Source organism: Dyella kyungheensis (genome assembly GCF_016905005.1).
In the GTDB taxonomy this organism is placed as follows: domain Bacteria; phylum Pseudomonadota; class Gammaproteobacteria; order Xanthomonadales; family Rhodanobacteraceae; genus Dyella; species Dyella kyungheensis.
Window position 1 is genome coordinate 290795 of the sequence record NZ_JADIKC010000007.1, and the last position, 21276, is coordinate 312070.

The window sequence follows — 21276 nt, forward strand, 5'->3', positions numbered from 1 at the left end:
GGCCGCGGGCGATGAAGCCGTGAAAGCGGCAGCGCACTGCACGATGCGGCGCATCAGTTGAGCGGGTTCAACGGCGGCAACGCGCTGCGGTGACGCCAGCGGCGCCGGCTGTGTTTCCAGCGCTGCCGTGCGCTGCCCAGCGCATCGACCAGCGACGATGCCGACCACGCCGATCCACCTTGGCCGTACAGCGCATCCTGCACACCGGCCCACTGCACGCGCAGCGTGGCGTCGCCGTAGCGGCTGGCCCATGCGCTGACGCTGACAGGCGCACCGTCATCGGCGGCGCGGCGCACCCAGGCATCGATCGCCTCGGCCATAGCGGCGGCCGAGCTGGCCTGGCGTTGGCGCCTGACCGCGCGAAACGCCACCGGTTCGGAATGGCGCCGGCGATACCGCCACGCCTGCCATCGCTGCCAGCCGCGCCGGCAGGCATCGCGAAAGAACCAGCCAAGCCACCCCAGCACGATCAACAGCAGCACGGCCAAACCGGCATCGCTGGAAAGCCAGCCGATCAGGCGTGGCATGAATCCACGCCCAGGCAAGGCAAAGCGTGGCTTGTCCGGAGCGCCCCACCACGCGTGGAAACGCACCTCGGGTGCCGTGCTTTCACGCCATTGGCGGGTGCGGCTGTCCAGCCAGCGCACGGTGACCGCCGGCAAACGATAGTGGCCGCGATGCCCGATCACGTAGCTGGCCGTGTCCACGCGGTCGCCACCAACGAAGCCGCCGTGACTGTCGACCGCATCGCGCGTGACTGGCGAGGCGGCGTACAAGGTAAGTCCGTCGACCGGCGCGAAGGTCGTCGGCGGCAACATCATCGCCGGTGCGCCTTCGGCCACGATCTCGATGCGACGCGTGACGGTGTCGCCCACGTGCAGGCTGCCGTCCTGTGGCGTGATGGTCTGAGTGAGCTTGACCGAACCGGCGATCAACGCCTCGCTCACACCGGGCGGCAACACCAGCGCACGCACACTGAGCGAAAGCGGCTGGGTCTGCACGCTGACCGGCGTGCGCGCGGCGCCCACGTGCGCGGTGATCTCGAACGACGGTATCTCCATCGCGCCCGACATCAGCGGCGTGAGGAGATAGGTGCGCGAAACGCCCGACCAGGTTTGCCCATTCACCGTCTCCACCAGGTGACCGGGCGTCTCGTCGGACAGCGACAGATAGGCACCGTCGACATGCAGCTCGGGCAGCACCGGGGCATCGGTGAAGAAATCCGGCGTGAGCAGATCCACCGCGATACGCGCCGTCTCGCCCTGCATCAGTGAACCGGTCGGCACGGCGTGCACACGCACCTGCACGGGAGGCGCTGGCGGCGCCGCTTGATCGGCGTGCGCCATGATCGCGACCCAGCACAGACAACTCGCCAGCCAGGCCTTCATGGCGGTGCTCCCCCATTGCTCGACGCAGCGGCCGGCTGGCCGCTCTCGATGCTGAACTTGGTACGCAGGAAATCGGCCGGCGACACGCTGAGATTGCGCATCCATACGTCGGCCGGCAATGGCATCAGGCGCTGGCCCTGCACCGTCGAGGTGTCCTTGCCCTGCTTGCCTTCCTTGTCCTGCTTGATCTGGTCGGGGCGCGTATCCTCGTCCTGCTTTTCCGGCGGGACGTCAGCCCGCTGCTTGATCAGGATCGTCATCAACTGCAGATTGGCTTCCGCCTCCGGGAAGGGATGGCGCATGCGCAGCGCCTCGTTGTAGGCATCCTTGGCCTCCTCGTATTCGAACTGGTGCGCGTAGCTGTTGCCGGACATCAGCTTCGCATCGGCGCCGGGCAGCGTCTCGAAGATCTTCTGCGCGTCTTCCCAGCGTCCATGCTGATAGAGCGCCAGGCCTTTCCAGTACGGATTCTGGAAGTGCTGCGCGGCCTGCTCGAAGTCGCGATGCTCGTAGTACCAGCGCCCTTGCTGGTCGGGCGTAAAGAACCAGTCGGCCACGTGCCAGTCGGCGGCCGATGCCGTCGACGGCATCGCGCCGACACCGACGAATCCCAGCACGAGCACCCATCGCACCACCCAACCACGACGGAACCAGAACACACTGAGCAACACCAGCGGATAGCACAGGAAATAGCCGTATTCCTTCCAGTGCACGGACGATTTGTCGTTCATGATCTGCAGGTGATGCAAGGCCTCGCGCTGCACCCACTGCATGTCGGCATTGCCGGCGGTGATGCTGGTGAGCGGGATATGCGCCTGCGAGGCGAGTCGCTGCAGAGCCTGGTCGTCGAGCTTCGCCTCGATGGGCGCACCATCCTGTCCGGTCTGCATGGCACCGGACGCGGTACGCAGGGGACCACCCTTGGTCGTGCCCACGGCCAACATCAACACCTGCTGGCGCGAGCGCTGGTGATGCGCCACGAACGCCGGTATCTGCGCATCGTCGAAGCCGCTGGTGAAGAACACGATGGTGCCGGGATCGCTTTCCGCATCGAGCAGCCGATCGGCCAGCGCCAACGCGGCGGCGGAGTTCTGACCCTTGCCCGGCAGCAGGTCGGTGCTGAGCGCGGAAAGGAACATCTCCATCAGCGCCGCATCGTCCGTGGGGGGCAGCACCATGTGCGCGGTGTTGGTATACACGATCAGGCCGGTGCGCCCACCCACCCGCAAGCTCATCAGGTCGCGCACCTTTTGTTTCGCGCGTTCCAGCCGCGTAGGCGACACATCGATGGCATTCATCGCGGGGGACAGATCCATCGCCACCATCATCGGCGCGCGGTCTTCCGCAAACGGTGGCGATTCCAGTTCCCAGGTCGGGCCGGCACAGGCGATGCTGCCGATCACGATCACGGCGCAGACGAGATGGATCGGACGCGCACGCCAGTGCTCGCTGTCGCCCACCACCAGATGGGCCAGCAGATGCGGCGCGATCATGCCCTTCCAGCGCTGCAACGGATCGTTGCGCCGCTGCCACCACCACAGCACCAGCGGGCCGAGCGGCAGCAGCAACAGCCATAGCGGACGGATGAAATGGAAGCCCTGCTCCATCGCTCAGCTCCCCGGCGTCTCGGGCGAGAGCGATGCGCTGGCATGCCTGCGCGCCAATGGCGCCAGCACACCCAGCATCAGCAGGTGATAGGCGATCATCAGCAACAAGGCCGCGCCCAGCGGGATGTAATACAGCTTGAGCTTGGGCCGGTAGACCGAGTGCTTGACCTTGCTCGGCGTGACACGATCGAGCAAGGCGTAGATGCCTGCAAGCTGCTCGCCATTCTCGCCGCGGAAACTCCGCCCGCCGGTAGCCGTCGCGATGCGCTGCAGCGCCGCCAGGTCCACGCGGTTCTCACCCTTGGCATCGGGGTCGCCGATGCCGATGGTATGGATGACGATATGGTTGGCCTTGGCGATCTCGGCGGCCTTCTCCGCCGGGATGCGACCCGCCGTGTCGTTGCCGTCGGTAAGCAGGATCAGTACGCGTTCGCGCTGTTGCGAACTGGCGGTCATCTTCACCGCCACACCCACCGCATCGCCGATGGCGGTCTGCTCGCCGGCCATGCCCACGCGCAATTCGTCCAGCAACTCGCGCACGGCCACGTGATCGAGCGTCAGCGGCGCCTGCGGAAACGCGTTGGTGCCGAACACGATGAGCCCGATGCGGTCGGTGGCGCGACGGCGGATGAAATCGTCCACCACGCCTTTTACCGCGCTCAGGCGATCGACGCGCCGGCCCTGCGCATCGAGGAAGTCCGGCGTTGCCATCGAACCGGACAGATCGATCGCCAGCAGTAGGTCGCGCGCCGATTCGGTGCGTTCGATCGGCGGCTCCAATCGCTGCGGCCCGGCCAGGGCCAACACCAGCAGCGCCCAGCATACGGGCGCCAGGATGCGCCGCAGCCAGTTGCCGCGCAGGATCACCGCGCCGCGCGCGGGCGTCTGCCCGGTGGCCTTGGCCAGGTCGTCGAAAAACGGCACGCGAATCGCCTTCGTGCGCTCGCCGTAGGGCGGCAGCAGCCACCATGCCAGCAGGGGCAACGGCAGCAGGAGCAGCAGCCAGGGGTATTCAAGCTCGAACATGGTGGTCGATCCATCGATGCAGCAAGGCCATCAGCGAGGCGAGTTCGTCGTTGCCGATCGCGCCATCGCCGTAGGCAAGCCGGTCGAGCGTGCGACCGGGACCTTGCACGAACCCGCCCTGGGCATAGGTGCCGTCGAGATAACGAAGCCACGCATCGCCGCTCATCGGCGCCACCGGTTGCCGCGGCGCCCAAGCCAACACCGTGCGTTTGACCAGGGCAGGAATCGAGGCCATCGCGTCGGCTCGCCGCGCCGGATCGACCAGCGCATCTTCAATCGCAGCCAGCTCGGCCTGTGCCTCACGCCGATAGCGATTGCGCATCCACTTGCGCCACTTGAGCAAGGCAAACACGAGCAGGCCAAGCAGAATGAGGCCGCCCAGCACCCACCAACCCGCTGTCTGCGGCATATAGGACACCGGAGGCGGCGGCGGAATGTCCTTGAGATCGGCGATGGACGCCATCGGGACTTTGGCGGCAGGCAGCAGCATCGCGCTCAACTCCGCCGCTGCGCGAAGTGGCCGAGCATCCGCGCCACCTGCAACAGCGTGGGCTGTTCGGTGTCGATGGTCAGCATCGGCACGCCGCAACGGCGCACCAGATCCTCCGTCTGCGCCAGGCGCTGCTCGAACATGGCGCCCAGCGGTTCGCGGATGGCCTTGCGTGCAAAATCCAGTTCGACCTGAAGCTCGCCCTCGGTCACCACGATCTTGCCGCGCGCGGGCACGGCGCGCGCCGACGGGTCGAACACCAGCACGGCGACCACGTCGTTGTGCGTGGCCAGTTCCCGCACCAGTTGCAGCGTCTGCTCGTCCGCACCGAAGAAGTCGCTGACGATGCACACCAGGTAATCGTGCGTGGCCAGGTGCAAGGCAGCCCGCAGCGCGGCGTCCAGTTGTCCCGCATTGGGCCGCACGGGACTGTCGGCGCGCAACGCCTGATTGCAACGTGCCAACGCACTTAGCACGGCCTGCACGCGCGTACGGCTACGATGGGCGCGGATGCTGTGGATTGCGCTGTCGTCGAACAACACAGCACCGGCGCGATCGCCCGCCTGGAAGGACATCCACGCCGCCAGCGCGGCGACTTCCGCCGCCACCACCGACTTCATCGCGCGGCGGGTGCCGTAGAACATCGAGATGCGCTGGTCGACCACGAACAGCGCGGGCCGGTCGCGCTCCTCGGTATACGAACGCACCAGGGCGCGGCCGACACGCAGCGACGCCTTCCAGTCGAGATGACGAAGATCGTCGCCCGGCACGTAAGCGCGGATCTCCTCGAAATTGAGGCCGCGTCCGCGCAGCCGCGACGCATGCCGGCCCGCCAGGATGCTGTGATGCGGACGGTGCGGCGTGGCGTTGAGGCGGCGCGCGTCGTATTCCATGCGCGCCAGATGGGCGGGCGTGACATAGACCGTTCCGACATCGCTGGCCGCTATCTCTGCCATGGCGCAGCGCTCAGGCCGGCACCGCCACCAGCTCGAGAATCTTGTCGATCACCTGATCGGCATGGATGCCTTCGGCGCTGGCGTCGTAGGAAAGCATGATGCGATGGCGAAGCACCGGATGCGCCATCGCGCGGACGTCGTCGGGCGTGACGTGGCCGCGCCCATCCAGCCACGCGTTGACGCGCGAGGTGCGCTCCAGCGCAATACCGCCGCGCGGGCTGGAACCGATCTGGATCCAGCTGGCCAGCGCCTTGTCGTAGTTGGCCGGATGACGCGTGGCATCGACCAGCGCCATGATGTACTGCTCGATGGCGGGCGCCACGTGCGTCGCATGGATCTCGCCGCGCGCCTCGAATACGCTGGCCGGCTCGATGCGTGTGATCTGCGCGGCGGCGGTCTTGGCGGAGGCGGCCACTTCTTCGCTGCGCACCAGTTCGAGCACCTGGATCTCGCTGTCCTTGTCCGGGTAGTCGACCAGTACCTTCATCAGGAACCGGTCCAGCTGCGCTTCGGGCAACGGGTAGGTGCCCTCCTGCTCGATGGGGTTCTGCGTGGCCATCACGATGAACAGCTCGGGCATCGCATGGGTGGTGCCCGCCACGGTGATCTGCCGCTCTTCCATCGCTTCGAGCAGCGCCGCCTGCACTTTCGCCGGCGCACGGTTGATCTCGTCGGCCAGGATGACGTTGCCGAAGATCGGCCCGGGCTGGAACTGGAAGATGTTCTGGCCACCCTGCTGGTGCAACACCTCGGTACCGGTGATGTCGGAAGGAAGCAGGTCGGGCGTGAACTGGATGCGCCGCATGTCGGTATCCAGGTTCTTCGCCATGCTCTTCACCGCACGCGTCTTGGCGAGCCCCGGCAGGCTTTCGAGCAGCAGATGTCCGTTGGCCAGCAAGCCGACGATCATCTGCCGGATCAGGTCGCGCTGGCCGATGATGGAGCGTTCCATCTGTGTCTGCAGCGTCGCCATGGCTTCTTTCGCGTTCATGTGACCTCGCGGCTCGATCAGGGACCGCCACCGGCAATCCAGCGGTAATAGGGGTTCTGGCCATCGGCCTGCAGCACCAGTTCAAGCGCCTGCGACCAATGCTCGCGATCGCCTTGATAGGCGGCCAGGCCTGCGGCGTAGAACGTGAAAAGCAGGTCGCGCTGGTGATGCATCGCGGCGATGAGCTCGGGACTGGCACCTTGCACGCGCGGTTCGTTGCGAACGGCCACGAGCTCGGGCAGCACGCGAACGAGCTCGTTGCGGCGCACCCAGGTGGCGTATTCGATGTTCGGGCGGTCGTCCGTCACGGGAGCTGCTTTGCCCGCATAACGCTCCAGGCTGTCGCGATCGCCCATCCAGGTGGCCAGCAAGGCGGCCGGCGATGCAATGCCGACCTCGCCCAGTGCCTTCGCCACGGAGGGCTGGTTGAAGCGTCGCTCGATCCGGGCGGCATCCAATTCGATCGGCTGGTTCGAACCGATCAGCAGCATTTCGTGCAGTTCCGTGGTCCACAGCGTGGCGTGGGGAAACGCGTCCAGGAAGGCGCGCACCATGGCGCGTGAGTCCTCATCGTTCTGGGTGGGAATGGGCCACCATTGGGCGACGACGCCATCCGGCGCCAGCCGCCTGGCGGCCAGCTGGTAGAAATCGCGCGAATACAGGTTCACCACGCCCGCGGCCGAAGGCGGCGGCGGTTCCAGCGTGATCATGTCGTAGGTCTGCGTGCTTGCCAGCAATTCGCGGCGGCCGTCGCGCAAACGAATCTCCAGGCCCCCATCGCTGCCAGCCCGGTAATTGCCCTGGAACTGCGGCACGGCGCGCACCACCGCCGGCAACAGCTCGGCGCATACGCGCGTGCTGAGCCCCGGATACTGCGACAGCGCACCGGCCGTGATGCCGGTGCCGAATCCGATCACCAGCGCCGAGTGCGGCTCGCCGCGATGGATGATCAAGGGCAACAGCGCCTGCAGCCGCATATAGCGCAGCGACGGCAACGTATCGCCGGAATTGGACACGCCCTGGATGTACAGCCGGTGGAAGCGCTGCTCGCCCTGCCCCTGCGCAAGCACGGCCACCGTGCCGCCACGGCTTTCCTCGTAATACGTCACCTCGCCGCCGCGCCCTTGCGCGAGCAGATCGGCGAGTTTCTGCGCTGGCGTGAGCGCCGCCACCGCGAGCGAGGCGACCGCGACGAGCGCCACGCTCCAGCGCAGGCGCGGACGCTGCACGGAGCCCGCGAACACGGCGAGCAAACCCACCACGGAGGCCGCCATCGCCAGCAGCGCAAGCGAATGCACCAGGCCAAACGCAGGCACGAGCACGAAACCGGTCAGCGCGGTGCCCGCGATGCCGCCCAGCGTATTGAGTGCCAGCGCCAGGCCGACATTTCGCCCTGCGCTTTGCTGATGGGCAGAAAGACGCAGCACGGCGGGAAACGCAGCGCCGAGAAACAACGTGGGCAGCAGCACGATCGCGGACGCGGCGACCGCAAAGCGTGCGCACATCGCGGCGAGTCGGCTCCCCGTGATCGCCATCGTCAGATTCGATGCCTGGGTTTGCAGCGTGGGCAACCAGTCGCCGAGCAAGCTCACCTGCAACAGCGCGACAAAACCGGCCAGCGCAATCAGCACGCCAAACGCCAGCCAGCCATCGCGGACGCGATCGGCAAAGCGCGCGTAAATCGCGCTTCCCGCCATCAAGCCCAGCAGATAGACCGCCAACATCACCGAAAAAGCGAATGCGCGCGTGCTCATGAACTGCACGACCGTCTGCGACCACACCACCTCGTAACCCAGCGCGATGCCGCCAGCGACGGCATACAGGGCAAGCGCAAGTCGCGCGGATGGTGAGGCACCCGCCTGTTTCTCCTTCGCGGGAGGCGCAGGCAGCGCAATGCGTCTATCGATCACCAGCGCAAGCGCAGCCGCCAGTCCATTGATCGAAGCGGCAGCCCAGGCCGAGCCCTGCACGCCCAATACAGGCAGCAACAGAAAGGGAGCGGCCAGTACGCCGGCAATGGCGCCCGCCGTATTGGCGGCATAGAGACGTCCGCCGGTACGGGCGACACTCCCGCGCGCCGCGGCACGCACCAGTACAGGCAACGTACCGCCCATCGCCACCGCGGGAACGCCAACCAACACGAACGGCAACAGCCAGGCCAGCCAACCGACCCGTTGCTCCAGCAGCGCGAATGCCGCCGCACTGTGCGTCAACGCAACCGTTGTGGCCACGGCCAGGATCGCCACCGCGACCTCCAGCAGGGCGTACAGCCTCAACGGCCGTTGCAGGTCGTCGGCCTTGCGCCCCAGCCACGCACCGCCCACGGCCAGCCCGCCAAAGAACGCACTCACCGCCATGGTGACGGCATAGACCTCCACGCCCACCACCAGCGACAGCTGCTTGATCCACAGCAGCTGGTACACCAGCGACGCCGCGCCGGAGCCAAATAGCAGCAGCGCAAGCGCGGCATTCAGCGGGGAAACCGCGCGCTTCGCCACGAAGGCATGTTGTCCAACACGAGGAGGCTTCATGACAGGCATGCAACTCGCGCGAGGCTGGATTGCTTTTGAGTATAGGGAGGAATCGGCGTGTGGTTCGTTACTTAAGTAGGAATGGCCGGCGCCGATATCGCAACGGTCAGAAGGCGAAACGCCAGTCGCGCATCGCTGCGACAACTGGCGTTTCCTGCTTCCGTTGCGGCGACATCCGTGCCGCCGTTAAAGCGTGCTGCTTATTTCTTCTGTTCGAGTTGGCGCTTGAGTGCTTGTTCGGCCTGATCGATCGAGAACGTCGCCGGCGTCTGGCTCGGCGGGAAATCCTTGAACGTGGCCAGCATGTTGAAGACCCGGCGATTGCCCTCGAACAGTAAGTAGGCGTTCTCGGCTACCCATTGGTAGTAACCGTTGGTCGGCCCGATATCCGCCCTCTCGTAGGGATCCATGCGCAGGTTGTACAGCTTGGGCGTGCGCAGGCAGTCAAACGGCTCCATCCATATCTGCATGCCGCCCGGCGCCTTCTGCTCGCAGAACACCACCTTCCAGGCCGTAGGTCGTTGTGCGCCGTTGCTGTTCATGTCGAAGCGTATGGCGACCACTTCGGCGTCGTCATTGAAGTAGAAGAATTCCGTGCGCGGACTCACGTTGGTCTGGCCTGTGAGGTACGGCAGGAAGTTGTAGCCGTCCAGATGCACCTTGAAACTCTTGCCGCCAAAACTCGAACCCTTGAGCAGTTTGCCGGCGATGTCTCCATCGCCCGCAGCGGCCACCAGGGTGGGAAACCAGTCGAGACCGGAGATCAGCGCATTGCTCACGGTGTTGGGCCGTATGTGGCCCGGCCAGCGGATCATGGCGGGTACGCGGAAGGCACCCTCCCAGTTGGAATCCTTCTCGCTGCGGAAAGGCGTGCTTGCCGCGTCGGGCCAGGTAAAGAAGTTGGGACCGTTGTCGGTGGTGAAGATGACGATGGTGTTCTTGGCAATACCGGCATCGTCCAGGGCCTTGAGCAGCTTGCCCACGTTCTGGTCCATTTCCCACATGCCGTCGGCATACATGTCGCCGGCACCGAGGCCCGCCTTGCCTTCGAATTCCGGCCGCACATGGGTAAAGATGTGCATGCGCGTGAAGTTCATCCAGGTGAAGAAAGGTTGGCCAGCCTTGGCCTGCTTCTGGATGTAGGAGATCGCGGCGCCGGTGGTCTCGTCGTCGATGGTCTCCATGCGCTTCTTGGTCATCGGACCGCTGTCCTCGATCTTGCCGTCGGCAAAGGTGTGCAGGACGCCGCGCGGGTTATAGACCTTGAGGAAATCCGGATTGTCCTTGGGCCAATACGGACGCTCGGGCTCTTCCTCGGCATTGAGGTGATAGAGGTTGCCGAAGAATTCGTCGAAGCCATGCTTGGTCGGCAGGAAGCGATCCTGGTCGCCGAGATGGTTCTTGCCGAACTGCGCCGTGCCATAGCCCATGCCCTTCAGGACCTGGGCGATGGTGACGTTGCCATCCTGGATGCCCACGGGCGCACCCGGCACGCCCACTTTCGACATGCCGGTGCGCAGGACGTTCTCACCCGTGATGAAGGTGGAGCGACCCGCCGTGCAGCTGTTCTCGCCGTAGTAGTCGGTGAAGATCATGCCTTCGCGCGCAATGCGGTCGATGTTGGGCGTGCGATACCCCACCAGGCCCATCGAATACGCGCTGATGTTGGAGATGCCCACGTCGTCGCCAAAGATCACCAGGATGTTCGGCTTGCCGCTGTTCGCCTGCTCCTGCTGCTGATCCTGCGCCGGCGGTTGTGCCTTGGCGGCGGGCGGTTGAAGGGTGACAGCCGCCACGACGAGCAACGCCGTCGCGACTACCGTCGTCAGTGACTTGAGTAAGGTGCTGCGCTGCCACGGGCGAAACATGGGGAACCTCCTAATGTGCACGACTGCACGGGGCAGCCACCGTCGATCACATCTTTCATTCCGCAACGGCGCTCAAGGCGCTGCGCCGTCGTCATGCGTCATGGCTTTTCCGAGGGGTAGACGACCTTCCAGTCCTTCTTCATGTCCACCACGGTCCAGCCCTTGGCGTTCGCTTCATCCAGTGCCTTGTCGAGCTTGCCGATCTTCGATTGGCGGTCGTACGCCCATTCGCGAGCGGCGTCGGTGTGGTGAACAAGTCCAGCGAAACGCGCGCCGTCGCCGGAAGCGGTCCACTCGAGCATCTGTTGATCGCCGTCGGAATTGCCGAACGCAAAGATCGGCTTGACGCCGATGACGCGTTGGATGCCGACGGGTTTGCCCGGGCCGTCGTCGATCAGCGCCACCTTGGGCAGCTTCACCATGACGGGCGTGCCGTTGCGCAGCTCGTACTTCAACTCGCCCTGGCTGCCGACGATCTGTTCGGGGGGAATGCCGTACACCGCGGGAACCCAGGCGCGCATGAAATCCTGGCCGCCGCCGGAGACGATGTAGGTCTTGAAACCGTTGTCGCGCAGGTAGTGCAAAAGCTCCAGCATGGGCTGGTAGACCATCTCCGTGAACGGCCGTTGCGTCTTGGGATGCCGTGCCGTGGATACCCACTGGCTCACGTTGCGCGCAAACTCATCGGTGGTCATGCCTGAGTGCGTGACGGCCACCAACTCCAGAATGCCCTTCTCGCCCGACGCGGCGAGCCCCTTCATGTCGCCCGCCAAGGCCGACTTGAACGGCTCGGTGGTCTTCCATTCCGGATGCTGGGGCGACATCGCCTTCACCTGGTCCAGCGCGAAGAAGAATTCGAAGTAGGCCGGTTGCTCAGCCCACAGCGTGCCGTCGTTGTCGAACACGGCAATGCGCTTGGCCGGCTCCACGAAGTCCGATGAGCCGGTGGTGGTGATCTTCTTGACGAAGCCCTGGATCTGCTGCTTGGTGGTTCCGTCGTTCCACGAAGGCAGCGGGTCGTCCGCTGCCGCGCAGGCATTGGCCCATATGAGCATGCCAAGCATGCAGCACAACGCCCAGCGAACCGCCCAGGTGTTTCGCGCGAATGCCCCGCGGTTAACAGGGCGAATGGCGGCGTGCATCCAAGCATCTCCCCATGGATCGGTGCCGTCAGCGTCAGCGACGACAACTCATGATGGGCGCGCTATGGGATCCGGCGCCCGGCCCGGGCGCGGTGACACGACGCGCCGATGATCACGGTCGCGGATTTGGGAGGCACTGACAATTCGAGAGACTACCTAGGGGTTCTAAGCAAAACTACGGTGTGAACGGCGATACCGCAGAAAATCGCGCCGCCTGTCCCGTGCTCGTGAGGATCGAGTGAAGGCGCGCACCGCGAGAACCATCACGGTGCGCCTTCGGCAATGGCGGTCAGTGGTTGAGGTAGACCGGGTTGCCCACCAGCAGCAACGCGCCATCCGCAGCACGCACGTTGGCGCGCATCCAGTGCTGCTTGCCGTCGCTGGGCCAATCGAACGCAAACGCCTGGGTGGCGCCGTGGATCGACATATCGGTGCTCGGGTGGAACGGTTGGCCATCCACGATGATCTCGACGCTGCCACGATCGACGGCCGTAGCATGCATCGTCACGTGCACCGCACTGCCCGCCGGCGCGGCCAGCGTATCGCCCATCTCGGCCGAGCGATCGTCCACGCTCGCCACGAAATCCATCGAGCGATCGCGACTGCCCTGCGCATCGATGAACACGTGACCGGCGCGAATGGCATCAAGGATGGCCTTCATCGACAGCTCGCTGGCGTGCACCACGGTGGTCGGCAAGCCGATCGCCATGCTGCCCCCGGCCATCGGCAGCGGCAGCTTCGCGTTGTGGTTGTCGCTGCCGCCGATACCGGTCAAATGGAAACCCTTGTTGAGCTGATCCTGCCAGAACGGAATACCGGTGTACTTCGGACTCGATGCATCCATGCCGTTGACCGCCTCGATGGCCTGGAATCCGCGCATGTCCACCGGCAGCTCCGGCGTCCATCCGCAACCCATGCAGGTTTCGTCGTTGGGGCGGTTCGGATGATTGATGGAAAACACGCCGTGCAGGAGCGCCGCCTGCTTCAGCAACGCGTTCCAGTCGGGCACGGTCTTGCTGCCCAGGCGAAAATCCAGCGGCTCGGTGCTGCCAAACAGATTGGCGTGGCCCTGGAACGTGGTTACTTCGCGTGCCGGAATCAGCAGCAGTCGATCGAAATAAGGCTGCAGCTCGCGGATGTCGTTCGCTTGCGACACCGTGTTGTGGTCGCTCAGCGCGATGAAATCCAACCCGCGTTTCGCTGCGTCTTCCACGGTGAACACCAGTGGGCACGGCACGCGTGCGTCGCCGCTTTGGGTCTGGCAGCTACCGTCGCTATGGGCGCCGTGCATGTGCAGATCGCCCCGGTACCAACCCGGCCCGCTGCGCAGCGGCGGATTGAGTACCGCGGGAAGCCAGGCCGGATCGCCCGGATGGCCAAACCAGATCTTCGCCGTGAAATCCGCCTTGGACGTGGGACGGATATTGGGAATGCCAAGCAGCAGTGCCCAGCGGCCTGGCTGGATCGGCCCCGGCGAAAACGACGGCGTCGCGTCGAGCACGCCCACGGTAAACAAGCGCTTGCTGCCGCCGGTCCAGCCACGCAGGCCTTGCGGGCCGTGGAAGCCATCAGGGTCTTCCAGTCCCAGGTCGATAGTCGTGTGTTCGGCGCGGCCTGTGGATTCGAACTGCACGGTGATGCGATTGACGCCGCTGGGCACCTGGAACGGCACTTCGCGATAGGTGTGGTTGTCGCTGCCTTGAAGCGAGCCGTGCAGCACCACGTCCGGTTCGCTATCGGTGGCGCAGGCAACGCCCAGGATCGCCAGCCACAGCGCGAGCAGCGCCAGGAAGCGATAGGAATAACGCGAACTCTCGTTCATGAGGAGTTTCCTGGAGGAAAAACCATCCCGCGCGCCGCCATGCGGTGCGACGCGCAGGATGCCAAACGCCGGTCGCCGTCAGAAGCGGTACATCACCGAGGCGCGGAAGGAGCGGCCCAACAGCGGGCGCGCAATGAACACGCTCTTGGTCGCATCGCTGCTGGCCAGTTCGCCGGCACGCGGGTTGCCTTCGGTCAGGCCGAGCGAGTTGTTGAGGTTGTCGGCATACAGGAAGAACGAGAGCTCCGGCGTCATCTGGTAGCGCGCGCTCAGGCCGATGGTGTGGTACTGCGGCAACACCACCGAGTTGGCCGTATCGACATAGCGGCGGCCTTCGTACTCGTAGGACATCTGCAGGCGCAGCTTGTCGTCCAGCAGGTTCACGCCCGGCACCACGCGGAAGCTCTTCTTCGGCACGCGGATCAGCTGGTTGTCGTCGTAGTCGAGCAGCACCGGGGCGCCCGCCGTCACCGTGGTATAGGTCAGGCCCTTGTACTTGGGATCCTGCACCGTCGCCGTGTACTGCACATCGAACCACTTGGACGGATAGAACGTGCCTTCGAGTTCCAGGCCGTACGTCTCGGTATCGGCGTAGCCCGTCTGCGGCGTCGACACGCCCGAGTTGGGATCGAACACGTAGTTGCTGAAGCTCACGTTGTTGTACTTGGTATAGAACAACGTAGCGTACGCATCCATGTAGCGGTTGCTGTACTTGTAACCCATCTCCGGCAGTGCCATCGTCTGCGTGATCGGCGTGGCCGTCGGCGTGGTGATGTACGAGCTCAGGTTCGGCAGGCGAAAGGTGGAGGTGTAGCGCGCGAACACGCCCTGGTGTTCGCTGAACTGATAGTTGGCGCCCAGCGTCCAGCCCAGCTTGCTGAAGCTGTGATCGTAGTCGACGTATTGCCCGGTGCCGGTGAGGATGTTGTTGGTCGGCGGCGTGCCCAGGTTCACGTTTTGCGACAGTTCCGTCCAGCCGGTGGTATTCACGCGCTCCCAGCGCGCGCCGCCGTCGATGCGCAGCTTGTCGTTGACCTGCCATTCGTCGGAGGCGTAGAACGCGTTCGTGCTCGACGTGCCGCTGGCATGCGCCCACTCGTAGCCGTAACCGTAGATGCCGTTGTTGGTGAGCTTGCCGAGCGCGTTGCCGGCGGCATCCACCGCCACCACGTCGAGCAGACGCGCATTGTCCGTCGCCGTGAGGATGGCGGTGGACGAGTAGCGATCGAAGCTCTGGTTGAAGTGCGCGTAGTAGTAGCCCAGCGTCACGTCGTGGGTCTGGTCGCCGAACTCGAACTTGCGCAGCAGGCGCGTGTCGCTGGTGAATTCGTTCATCGGCATGGTGATGCCACGCAGGCCACCGGTCACCACCAGACCGTTGTTGGGGCTGGCGTTATAGGCCTGACCGTTGTCGACATACTGCAATTGCGTGCCGGCGGCGCTCGGGTAGTACTTGGCCAGCTGCGTCTTCGCCGTGGCGGCGAAATCGGCTTCGGTTTGCACGGCGTTCGGATAGACGCCGTTGCGCACGGTATCCGTATCGCTGTAACGGAGGTTCTCGGCGATCTTCCAGTCGTCGCCCAGGTTGTAGTCGAACTTCACCGTGAACTGCGTGCGCTTGACCTGCGTGCCCAGCGAGTTGTCGAAGTTGTACAGGCTGCCGTTGCCCTGGATCATCTGAATATGTTCGGTCTCCGGGCCGGCCAGCGTGCCGTAGTTGCCGTTGAAGCCCGGCACGGCCTGCAGGTCGCCGCTGGCATTGCGGAACATCGGGATGCCCAGATCCAGCGCCACCTTGTCGTCCATGCGCTTGATGTCGAAGCTGATGCTGCCTTCCTCGAACTGCTTGGACAGCGTGGCGCGCAACTGGCCGCCCTGGTCGTTGGTGTAGCCCGGGCTGCGGATGCCGTTGTCCTGGCGATAGAAACCGCCCGCGCTCAACTTCCAGCCATCGCCGATGGGCGTGCCGTACCAGAAGTCCAGGCGATTGAGGCCGTAATTGCCCAGCGTGTACTTCACCAGCCCTTCCGCGGAATCGCCAACCTGGCGCGGAATGAAGTTGATCGCGCCGGCCGGCGCGTTCGAATAGAAGATCGACGACGGACCGCCGCGCACCACTTCGATGCGGTCGATGGTTTCATCCAGGCGGAACACCTGGTCCGCATTGAGATAACCCAGGGCCGGATCGTGCTGCACCGGGATGCCGTCTTCCAGCAGGTTCACCGAACCGAAGCCGTCCACCGGAATGCCGCGCGCACGAATGTTGCCGCTGGCCTCGCCACCGGACGCTTCCACCCAGAAGCCCGGCACCGACTTCAAGGCCTCGGTGACGCTGGTGGGGTTCTGCATGCGCAGGCGATCTTCGTCGATGGTGGTGATCGAATAGCTGGTCTGCGCCTTGGTGCGTTCGTCCACACCGGAGCGGGCGGTCACCACGACCTGATCGAGATCCTTGGCACTCTTGCCACTTCCCGAAGCAGCCGTCGTGTCGCCGGCCAATGCCTCGCCACCCGCACTACCGGCCGTCGTCACCGCAGCGGAGGCCGGGTTGCCCGCATTGGCTGCCACGTTTCCCGGGACGATCGTCACCGTGTTGGGTGTGACCAGGCGATAGCTGAGACCCGTACCCGTGAGCAACTGGCGCAGCTGCTGCTCCGGGGCAATGCCCGCATCGGCACCCGGACTGCGGACGGTGTCCGGAATCTCGGAGCCATAGACGACCTGCATGCCTGCCTCATGCGAGAAGCTCTCCAATGCCTTGGAAAGCGGCATCGGTGCGATCGCCGTGGTGTGCGTGGCAGCGGGCGCCTGGGCAAGCGCCGCCAGGGGAAGGCACACGCCAAGCGCGAGTGCGATTTGGAAGGCCAAACGATTACGCATGTGGGGAGCAGCTCTGAGTGGGGTAAGTGGTGGCCGGCATGCAGCGCGCTAAGCACTTTTTGCCGGCCCATACCTTTGAAGAGCCCTCCGGCGCGAAACCGGGCACCTCCGATTGCATGAATCTTTTCTTACATGGATCCATTTTTTGTTGCAGTTCGGCTCGAAGCGACGATGCGAACGCGATCGCGCTCCTCCACCACACGCACATCCGGCAGCGTTGACAGATAGGCGGCAAACGCCTGCGGATTGTCCGCGTGGAAGATGCCGCTGATGCGTTCATCGGCAATGCTTTCGTTCTCGATCACCAGCGGCTTGCTCGTATACGCATTGAACCGTCGCGCCACGTTGCCGATGGTTTCGTGCTGGAAGCGGATCTCCGACGGCAGCCACGCGGTGGCCCTGGCGATCTGCGCCGGCTGCTTGGTGCTCACGCCCGCCACGTTCAGGGAAATCTGCTGGCCGGCGGTGAGGTCGGCCACGGCAATGCCGTCGAGCAGCGAGGCGAATTCGTCCTTGTGCGACGCATCGAGTGCATTGAGCACGCGCACGTGACCGCTGATCACGGTCAGCGTGTCGCCGCCCGCCTCACGCTTCACATCGAAGACGGTGCCGATGTCCTGCAACACATGGCCGCCGACGTGCACCAGCATCGGCCGTTTCGCATCCTTGCCCACATCGAACAAGGCGTTGCCGCGAACCACCTCGATGCGGCGGAAGCGCCCGTCGAAATGCACGTCGATCCTGCTGTTCTGGTCGAGCTGAACCAGCGTTCCGTCCGGCAGCGTCACGCTGCGCACGGCCGCCGTATCGCCCTGGAAACTGCGTTCCACCCGCCCATTGGCCTCGCGCCAGTAGCCCACGCCAAGCCATGCCATCAGCACCGCCGCGACCAGACCGGCCGCGCGGGCAGCCACGCGACGCGCGCGGCCCGTACGCGGCCGATGTTCCTTGGCGATGGCGCTGCCCATCAGCGGGAACATCACCACGGGACTGTCGCGGCCGGCCCGTTCCACCAATTCCTCGGCGGTGATCGTCTTCAGTATCGCGGCCGCCTTGAAATCGCCGTGCATCTGCGCCACCGCGAAGTACTCCGCCACGTGCCGCGGCGAAGCGCGCAGCCAGTTGAGGAAGGCCACGCGCTGGCGTTCGCTCAGCGGCTCCTGCTGCTCGATGTACCAGGACACGGCCTGTTCGGTGATGCGGCGCGCCTGTCGTGCGGCATCGAACTGGGTGGAATCATTCATAGTCGGCCATCCTTTGCCGGCATGCTGCCAAGCCTTTCACGATGTACTTCTTCACCATGCTGGTCGAGATGGCCATGCGCTTGGCGATCTCGCGATACGACAGCTCGTCGCGGTAGTGCATGATCAGCACGGCCTTGCATTTGGGCGACAGGCGATCGATCAGCACGCCCAGGCGCTGCTGGCGCAGCTCGCTGTCCATGTCCGCCTCGAGATTGGTGGGCGCAGCCAGCTGCTCGACCACCTGCTCCAGTTCGTCGCTGCCCATCGGCTGCTGCTGGCGGAGCACGGCGTGCTCTTTCACCAGATTCGCGGCGACGGTGAACAGATAGGCCTCGGGACTGCGGATATTGGCCGCGTCGGCCGGTTCGATGCGCAACAGGCGCAGATAGACCTCCTGCACCAAGTCCTGCGCGTCCCATCGATGCGCCACCCGGCGCAGGAAATACTTGCTCAGCGTGGCGCCTTTTTCCGCGAACAACGCCGACCACGCCCCATGCTTTTCACGCACCGCGCCACCTCCGACCGCATTTGCCGAGGAAGGCTACGGCACTCAGACCGCAAGGAGCCTAGGGCGGGCTTATGACGGCTTCGTGACTTCAGCGGCTTTGAGATGACCATCGCGACCGTGGTCACAGTATCCTCGCCGAATGGACAGCAGGCGAAACGCGATCGGCGGGCCAGGCAAAATGAGCATGCAGGAACCCATGCGCGCCATCGTGGTCATGGGCGTATCCGGCTGCGGCAAAAGCAGCGTCGCCAGCGCACTCGCCCAGCATATCGGTGCACGCATGATCGAAGGCGACGCCTACCATCCCCCACAGAATGTGCAGAAGATGCAGGCCGGCATCCCGCTGACCGACGCCGATCGCCAGGGCTGGCTGGAACAGCTGGCCGCCGAACTCGCGCGGACGGTTGCCGCGCACGAGCTTGCCGTACTCGCCTGCTCCGCGCTCAAGCGTCGCTATCGCGATCTGTTGAGAACCGCCGTGCCAGAGCTCGGTTTCGTCTTTCTCCAGCTATCGCCTGCAGCCGCCACGGAACGCGTCAAGCACCGCTCCAGTCATTTCATGCCTGCCACGCTGGTGGAGAGCCAGTTCCGCGATCTGGAGCCGCCCACGGACGAGCCGCTGGTGCTGACGGTGGATGCCTGCGAACCGCTGCACGTCGTCGTTGAGCGGGCACAGGCATGGTGGCGTACCACAAGCGCACCGGGTGCGCGCACTTGATGCAGCGTTGTCGTGCGCGCATCAGGATGATGCACGTCCGCTGCCCAGCCAGATCGCCAGGTTCTTCACATACTGCCGAACGGAATGCCGGGCCTCCGGCGACCCTGCCAATGCACTGCCCGGCGGTTCGCTGACGAAGCTTGGCGAACCTTTCGAGGGATCCCAGTTGTAATCGGCGAAATGATGGAAGGTCGACTCGGCAATTGCCGGCCCCGCGCTTGCGGAGGGTTCGAAGGCGACGGCGAGATTGAATTCGCGGCCGCTGGCCTGGCTGCGCCCTTTTGCAATCACCCGCGCCGAGTCGTCGTGCTCGGGTTTTCCTACCGCGCCTTCATGAGGGTGCGCCGGCAGGAAGCGAATCGTCCCTTCCGGCGAATCCGCATCGCGCAACACCGGATGCACGGGAAGGCAGGCCTCGATGCGCTGGAAGTCACCGTTGGCGCCGGAGTGGTAATTGGGCCACAGGATGTTGGTGGTCACCGTATCGTCGATCTGCCGTCGCGTGGGATCGGGATCGGGGTGCTTGGAATGGAAGTAGTGGGCCGCGCCCACGCCGCCCAAGGTGCACACCGAACTTCCCAGGTCCATGTGATCGCGCGCCACCAGCATGCCACCGCCGCGCTCACGGAAGCGGCCGATCGCCGCGCAATCGGCTTCGGTCAGGCCATCGCCGGTATCCACGGCAAACAGCCACAACTGATCGTAGGGCGAGCGGTCCAATGCAGACAGCACGCTGTCGGGCGCACCCAGCGCATCGCGATCCCGCGCGGTGACTTCGAACAACGGCCGGCCATCGTCGGCCCGCAGATCGGCCAGGCATTGCCGCAACAGACTGAAGCGTCCGATATGCCAGTCGTCGTCCGCGTGGGGAATGGTGGTCTGCAGGAGAATTCGCTGGATGGAACGCATGATCGTCACTCTTGAAAGGGGCTAACCCGCACGTCCCGTGCAAGGTATTCGGAGCGCAGGCCGTGATTTGCGCATGTGCCGGACGCGAATGGTTGATGATGCGCCAGGCACGGTGAAAAATACGCGACGCATGCAGCGGACTCGTACCCCGTGCTGCACGCTCGGGGAGCCGATCCCGTGCAATCGTGCAAGTCCACTACGACGGAAGTCGGATGGTTGGCTAGCATGGCCTGTCGCAAACTCGATATCTCGTTGACCAGCACCCGCACGCCGAGGCCCCTCATTGCCGTGAACGACGTCAACGCCATTTTCCAGCGACTGCGCGCCCGGCTGCAGGGCATTGCATACAGCATGCTGGGTTCCGTCGCCGATGCCGAAGACGTCGTGCAGGACGTATGGCTGCGCCTGCACGGCGCCGAACAGTCGCTCATCCGCAACCTCGAAGCGTGGCTGGTCACCGCCACCACGCGGGTGTCGATCGACCGTCTGCGCACGCTCAAGGCCCGCCGCGAGAACTATGTGGGCATCTGGCTGCCCGAGCCCGTGCTCACGGAAAGCCCGCCGACGCCCGAGCAGATCGAGGAACGTTCCAGCGAGGTTTCGGTGGCCCTGCTCTCGCTGCTCGAACGGCTTTCCCCCGAGGCACGCGCGGCCTTCCTGCTGCGCGAGGTGTTCGACGTGGATTACCCCGATGTCGCCGGCGCGATCAACAAGAGCGAGGCCACAACGCGCCAGATCGTGCACCGCGCGAAATCGCAGCTGCGCGACGGCGAACCCCGTTATGCCGTTTCGTCCGAGTCGCATAGGCACATCGTGCAGCGCTTTGCGCAGGCGCTTGGCAAGGGCGAGTTCCAGCTGATCAAGTCGCTGCTTGCCGAAGATGCGGAACTGGTCGGCGATGGCGGCGGCAGAGTCACCAGTTTCCCCAAGCCGATGGTCGGCGGTCAGCGTATCGCGCAGCTGTTCTACGCGTCCAATCTTCGCTACAAGAGCGGCCTGCGCATCGAGCTGGCGTCGATCAACGGCCAGTCGGCCATGCTGCGCTATTTCGACGATGCACTGGAGTCGGTCCAGTCCATCGAAACGGACGGCGAACGCATCACCCGCGTCCGCGTGCAGCGCAATCCGGCGAAACTCGCGCGCATCGCCTCCCAGCTGCAGGTGATGCTGTTCACGCCGCTGTGATACCGCCGGCA

16 protein-coding genes are annotated in these 21276 nt (G+C 64.8%); 2 read left to right on the top strand and 14 right to left on the bottom strand.

Annotated elements, in window-relative coordinates; all coding sequences use genetic code 11:
* Window positions 1–53 precede the first annotated feature (53 nt).
* The 13 genes from ISP20_RS15930 to ISP20_RS15990 all read right to left on the bottom strand — a co-directional run bounded on the left by ISP20_RS15930 (window position 54) and on the right by ISP20_RS15990 (window position 18453).
* Window positions 54–1388: a BatD family protein gene (locus ISP20_RS15930; RefSeq protein WP_204637094.1), complete on the bottom strand. Its 1335-nt coding sequence runs from the start codon at window positions 1386–1388 to the stop codon at window positions 54–56.
* Window positions 1385–2995 carry a VWA domain-containing protein gene (locus ISP20_RS15935; RefSeq protein WP_204637095.1) on the bottom strand — a complete coding sequence of 537 codons (1611 nt, stop codon included), beginning with the start codon at window positions 2993–2995 and terminating at the stop codon, window positions 1385–1387. The genes ISP20_RS15930 and ISP20_RS15935 overlap by 4 nt, the downstream gene beginning before the upstream one ends.
* Window positions 2996–2998: 3 nt before the next feature.
* Entirely contained in the window at window positions 2999–4021 is a 1023-nt protein-coding gene (locus tag ISP20_RS15940; protein WP_204637096.1) for a VWA domain-containing protein, read from the bottom strand.
* Window positions 4008–4511, bottom strand: coding sequence for a DUF4381 domain-containing protein (locus ISP20_RS15945; protein WP_204637097.1), 504 nt, complete (start codon window positions 4509–4511; stop codon window positions 4008–4010). Before ISP20_RS15945 ends, ISP20_RS15940 begins: the two co-directional genes overlap by 14 nt.
* A 5-nt stretch (window positions 4512–4516) precedes the next feature.
* Window positions 4517–5467: a DUF58 domain-containing protein gene (locus ISP20_RS15950; RefSeq protein WP_204637098.1), complete on the bottom strand. Its 951-nt coding sequence runs from the start codon at window positions 5465–5467 to the stop codon at window positions 4517–4519.
* 10 nt (window positions 5468–5477) lie between these two features.
* Window positions 5478–6458, bottom strand: coding sequence for an AAA family ATPase (locus ISP20_RS15955; protein WP_239535960.1), 981 nt, complete (start codon window positions 6456–6458; stop codon window positions 5478–5480).
* A 17-nt stretch (window positions 6459–6475) separates the two neighbouring features.
* Window positions 6476–8989 (bottom strand): fused MFS/spermidine synthase, encoded by a 2514-nt coding sequence (locus tag ISP20_RS15960; protein WP_239535962.1) that lies wholly within the window; start codon window positions 8987–8989, stop codon window positions 6476–6478.
* A gap of 200 nt (window positions 8990–9189) precedes the next feature.
* A complete protein-coding gene (locus tag ISP20_RS15965; RefSeq protein ID WP_204637100.1) occupies window positions 9190–10857 on the bottom strand; it encodes an arylsulfatase in 1668 nt (555 codons plus the stop codon).
* Between the two features lie 98 nt (window positions 10858–10955).
* Window positions 10956–11912: an HAD family hydrolase gene (locus ISP20_RS15970; protein ID WP_239535964.1), complete on the bottom strand. Its 957-nt coding sequence runs from the start codon at window positions 11910–11912 to the stop codon at window positions 10956–10958.
* Window positions 11913–12288: 376 nt separating this feature from the next.
* Complete coding sequence (locus ISP20_RS15975) at window positions 12289–13821, bottom strand: CehA/McbA family metallohydrolase (protein WP_204637102.1); 1533 nt, start codon at window positions 13819–13821, stop codon at window positions 12289–12291.
* 78 nt (window positions 13822–13899) lie between these two features.
* The gene (locus ISP20_RS15980) at window positions 13900–16701 is read right to left on the bottom strand and encodes a TonB-dependent receptor domain-containing protein (protein WP_239535966.1); all 2802 of its coding nucleotides are present in this window, start codon (window positions 16699–16701) and stop codon (window positions 13900–13902) included.
* Between the two features lie 128 nt (window positions 16702–16829).
* Window positions 16830–17945: a FecR family protein gene (locus tag ISP20_RS15985; RefSeq protein WP_204637103.1), complete on the bottom strand. Its 1116-nt coding sequence runs from the start codon at window positions 17943–17945 to the stop codon at window positions 16830–16832.
* Window positions 17938–18453 carry a sigma-70 family RNA polymerase sigma factor gene (locus tag ISP20_RS15990; protein WP_204637104.1) on the bottom strand — a complete coding sequence of 172 codons (516 nt, stop codon included), beginning with the start codon at window positions 18451–18453 and terminating at the stop codon, window positions 17938–17940. The genes ISP20_RS15985 and ISP20_RS15990 overlap by 8 nt, the downstream gene beginning before the upstream one ends.
* A 184-nt stretch (window positions 18454–18637) precedes the next feature.
* Between ISP20_RS15990 and ISP20_RS15995 the strand changes: the two genes are divergently transcribed.
* Window positions 18638–19171, top strand: coding sequence for a gluconokinase (locus tag ISP20_RS15995; RefSeq protein WP_239535968.1), 534 nt, complete (start codon window positions 18638–18640; stop codon window positions 19169–19171).
* A 21-nt stretch (window positions 19172–19192) separates the two neighbouring features.
* Here ISP20_RS15995 and ISP20_RS16000 read toward each other — a convergent pair whose 3' ends face one another.
* On the bottom strand, window positions 19193–20080 hold the full coding sequence (locus ISP20_RS16000) for a hypothetical protein (protein WP_204637106.1): 888 nt from the start codon (window positions 20078–20080) through the stop codon (window positions 19193–19195).
* A 225-nt stretch (window positions 20081–20305) separates the two neighbouring features.
* Here ISP20_RS16000 and ISP20_RS16005 point away from each other — a divergent pair, with 225 nt between their 5' ends.
* Window positions 20306–21265 (top strand): RNA polymerase sigma-70 factor, encoded by a 960-nt coding sequence (locus ISP20_RS16005; protein WP_239535970.1) that lies wholly within the window; start codon window positions 20306–20308, stop codon window positions 21263–21265.
* Window positions 21266–21276: the final 11 nt, after the last annotated feature.

Bases quoted from the DNA above. Each gene is read 5' to 3' on its own strand.
- ISP20_RS15930 (WP_204637094.1), bottom strand. From the start codon at position 1,388: ATGAAGGCCTGGCTGGCGAGTTGTCTGTGCTGGGTCGCGATCATGGCG.
- ISP20_RS15935 (WP_204637095.1), bottom strand. From the start codon at position 2,995: ATGGAGCAGGGCTTCCATTTCATCCGTCCGCTATGGCTGTTGCTGCTG.
- ISP20_RS15940 (WP_204637096.1), bottom strand. From the start codon at position 4,021: ATGTTCGAGCTTGAATACCCCTGGCTGCTGCTCCTGCTGCCGTTGCCC.
- ISP20_RS15945 (WP_204637097.1), bottom strand. From the start codon at position 4,511: ATGCTGCTGCCTGCCGCCAAAGTCCCGATGGCGTCCATCGCCGATCTC.
- ISP20_RS15950 (WP_204637098.1), bottom strand. From the start codon at position 5,467: ATGGCAGAGATAGCGGCCAGCGATGTCGGAACGGTCTATGTCACGCCC.
- ISP20_RS15955 (WP_239535960.1), bottom strand. From the start codon at position 6,458: ATGAACGCGAAAGAAGCCATGGCGACGCTGCAGACACAGATGGAACGC.
- ISP20_RS15960 (WP_239535962.1), bottom strand. From the start codon at position 8,989: ATGAAGCCTCCTCGTGTTGGACAACATGCCTTCGTGGCGAAGCGCGCG.
- ISP20_RS15965 (WP_204637100.1), bottom strand. From the start codon at position 10,857: ATGTTTCGCCCGTGGCAGCGCAGCACCTTACTCAAGTCACTGACGACG.
- ISP20_RS15970 (WP_239535964.1), bottom strand. From the start codon at position 11,912: ATGCTCATATGGGCCAATGCCTGCGCGGCAGCGGACGACCCGCTGCCT.
- ISP20_RS15975 (WP_204637102.1), bottom strand. From the start codon at position 13,821: ATGAACGAGAGTTCGCGTTATTCCTATCGCTTCCTGGCGCTGCTCGCG.
- ISP20_RS15980 (WP_239535966.1), bottom strand. From the start codon at position 16,701: ATGCGTAATCGTTTGGCCTTCCAAATCGCACTCGCGCTTGGCGTGTGC.
- ISP20_RS15985 (WP_204637103.1), bottom strand. From the start codon at position 17,945: ATGAATGATTCCACCCAGTTCGATGCCGCACGACAGGCGCGCCGCATC.
- ISP20_RS15995 (WP_239535968.1), top strand. From the start codon at position 18,638: ATGCAGGAACCCATGCGCGCCATCGTGGTCATGGGCGTATCCGGCTGC.
- ISP20_RS16000 (WP_204637106.1), bottom strand. From the start codon at position 20,080: ATGCGTTCCATCCAGCGAATTCTCCTGCAGACCACCATTCCCCACGCG.
- ISP20_RS16005 (WP_239535970.1), top strand. From the start codon at position 20,306: ATGGCCTGTCGCAAACTCGATATCTCGTTGACCAGCACCCGCACGCCG.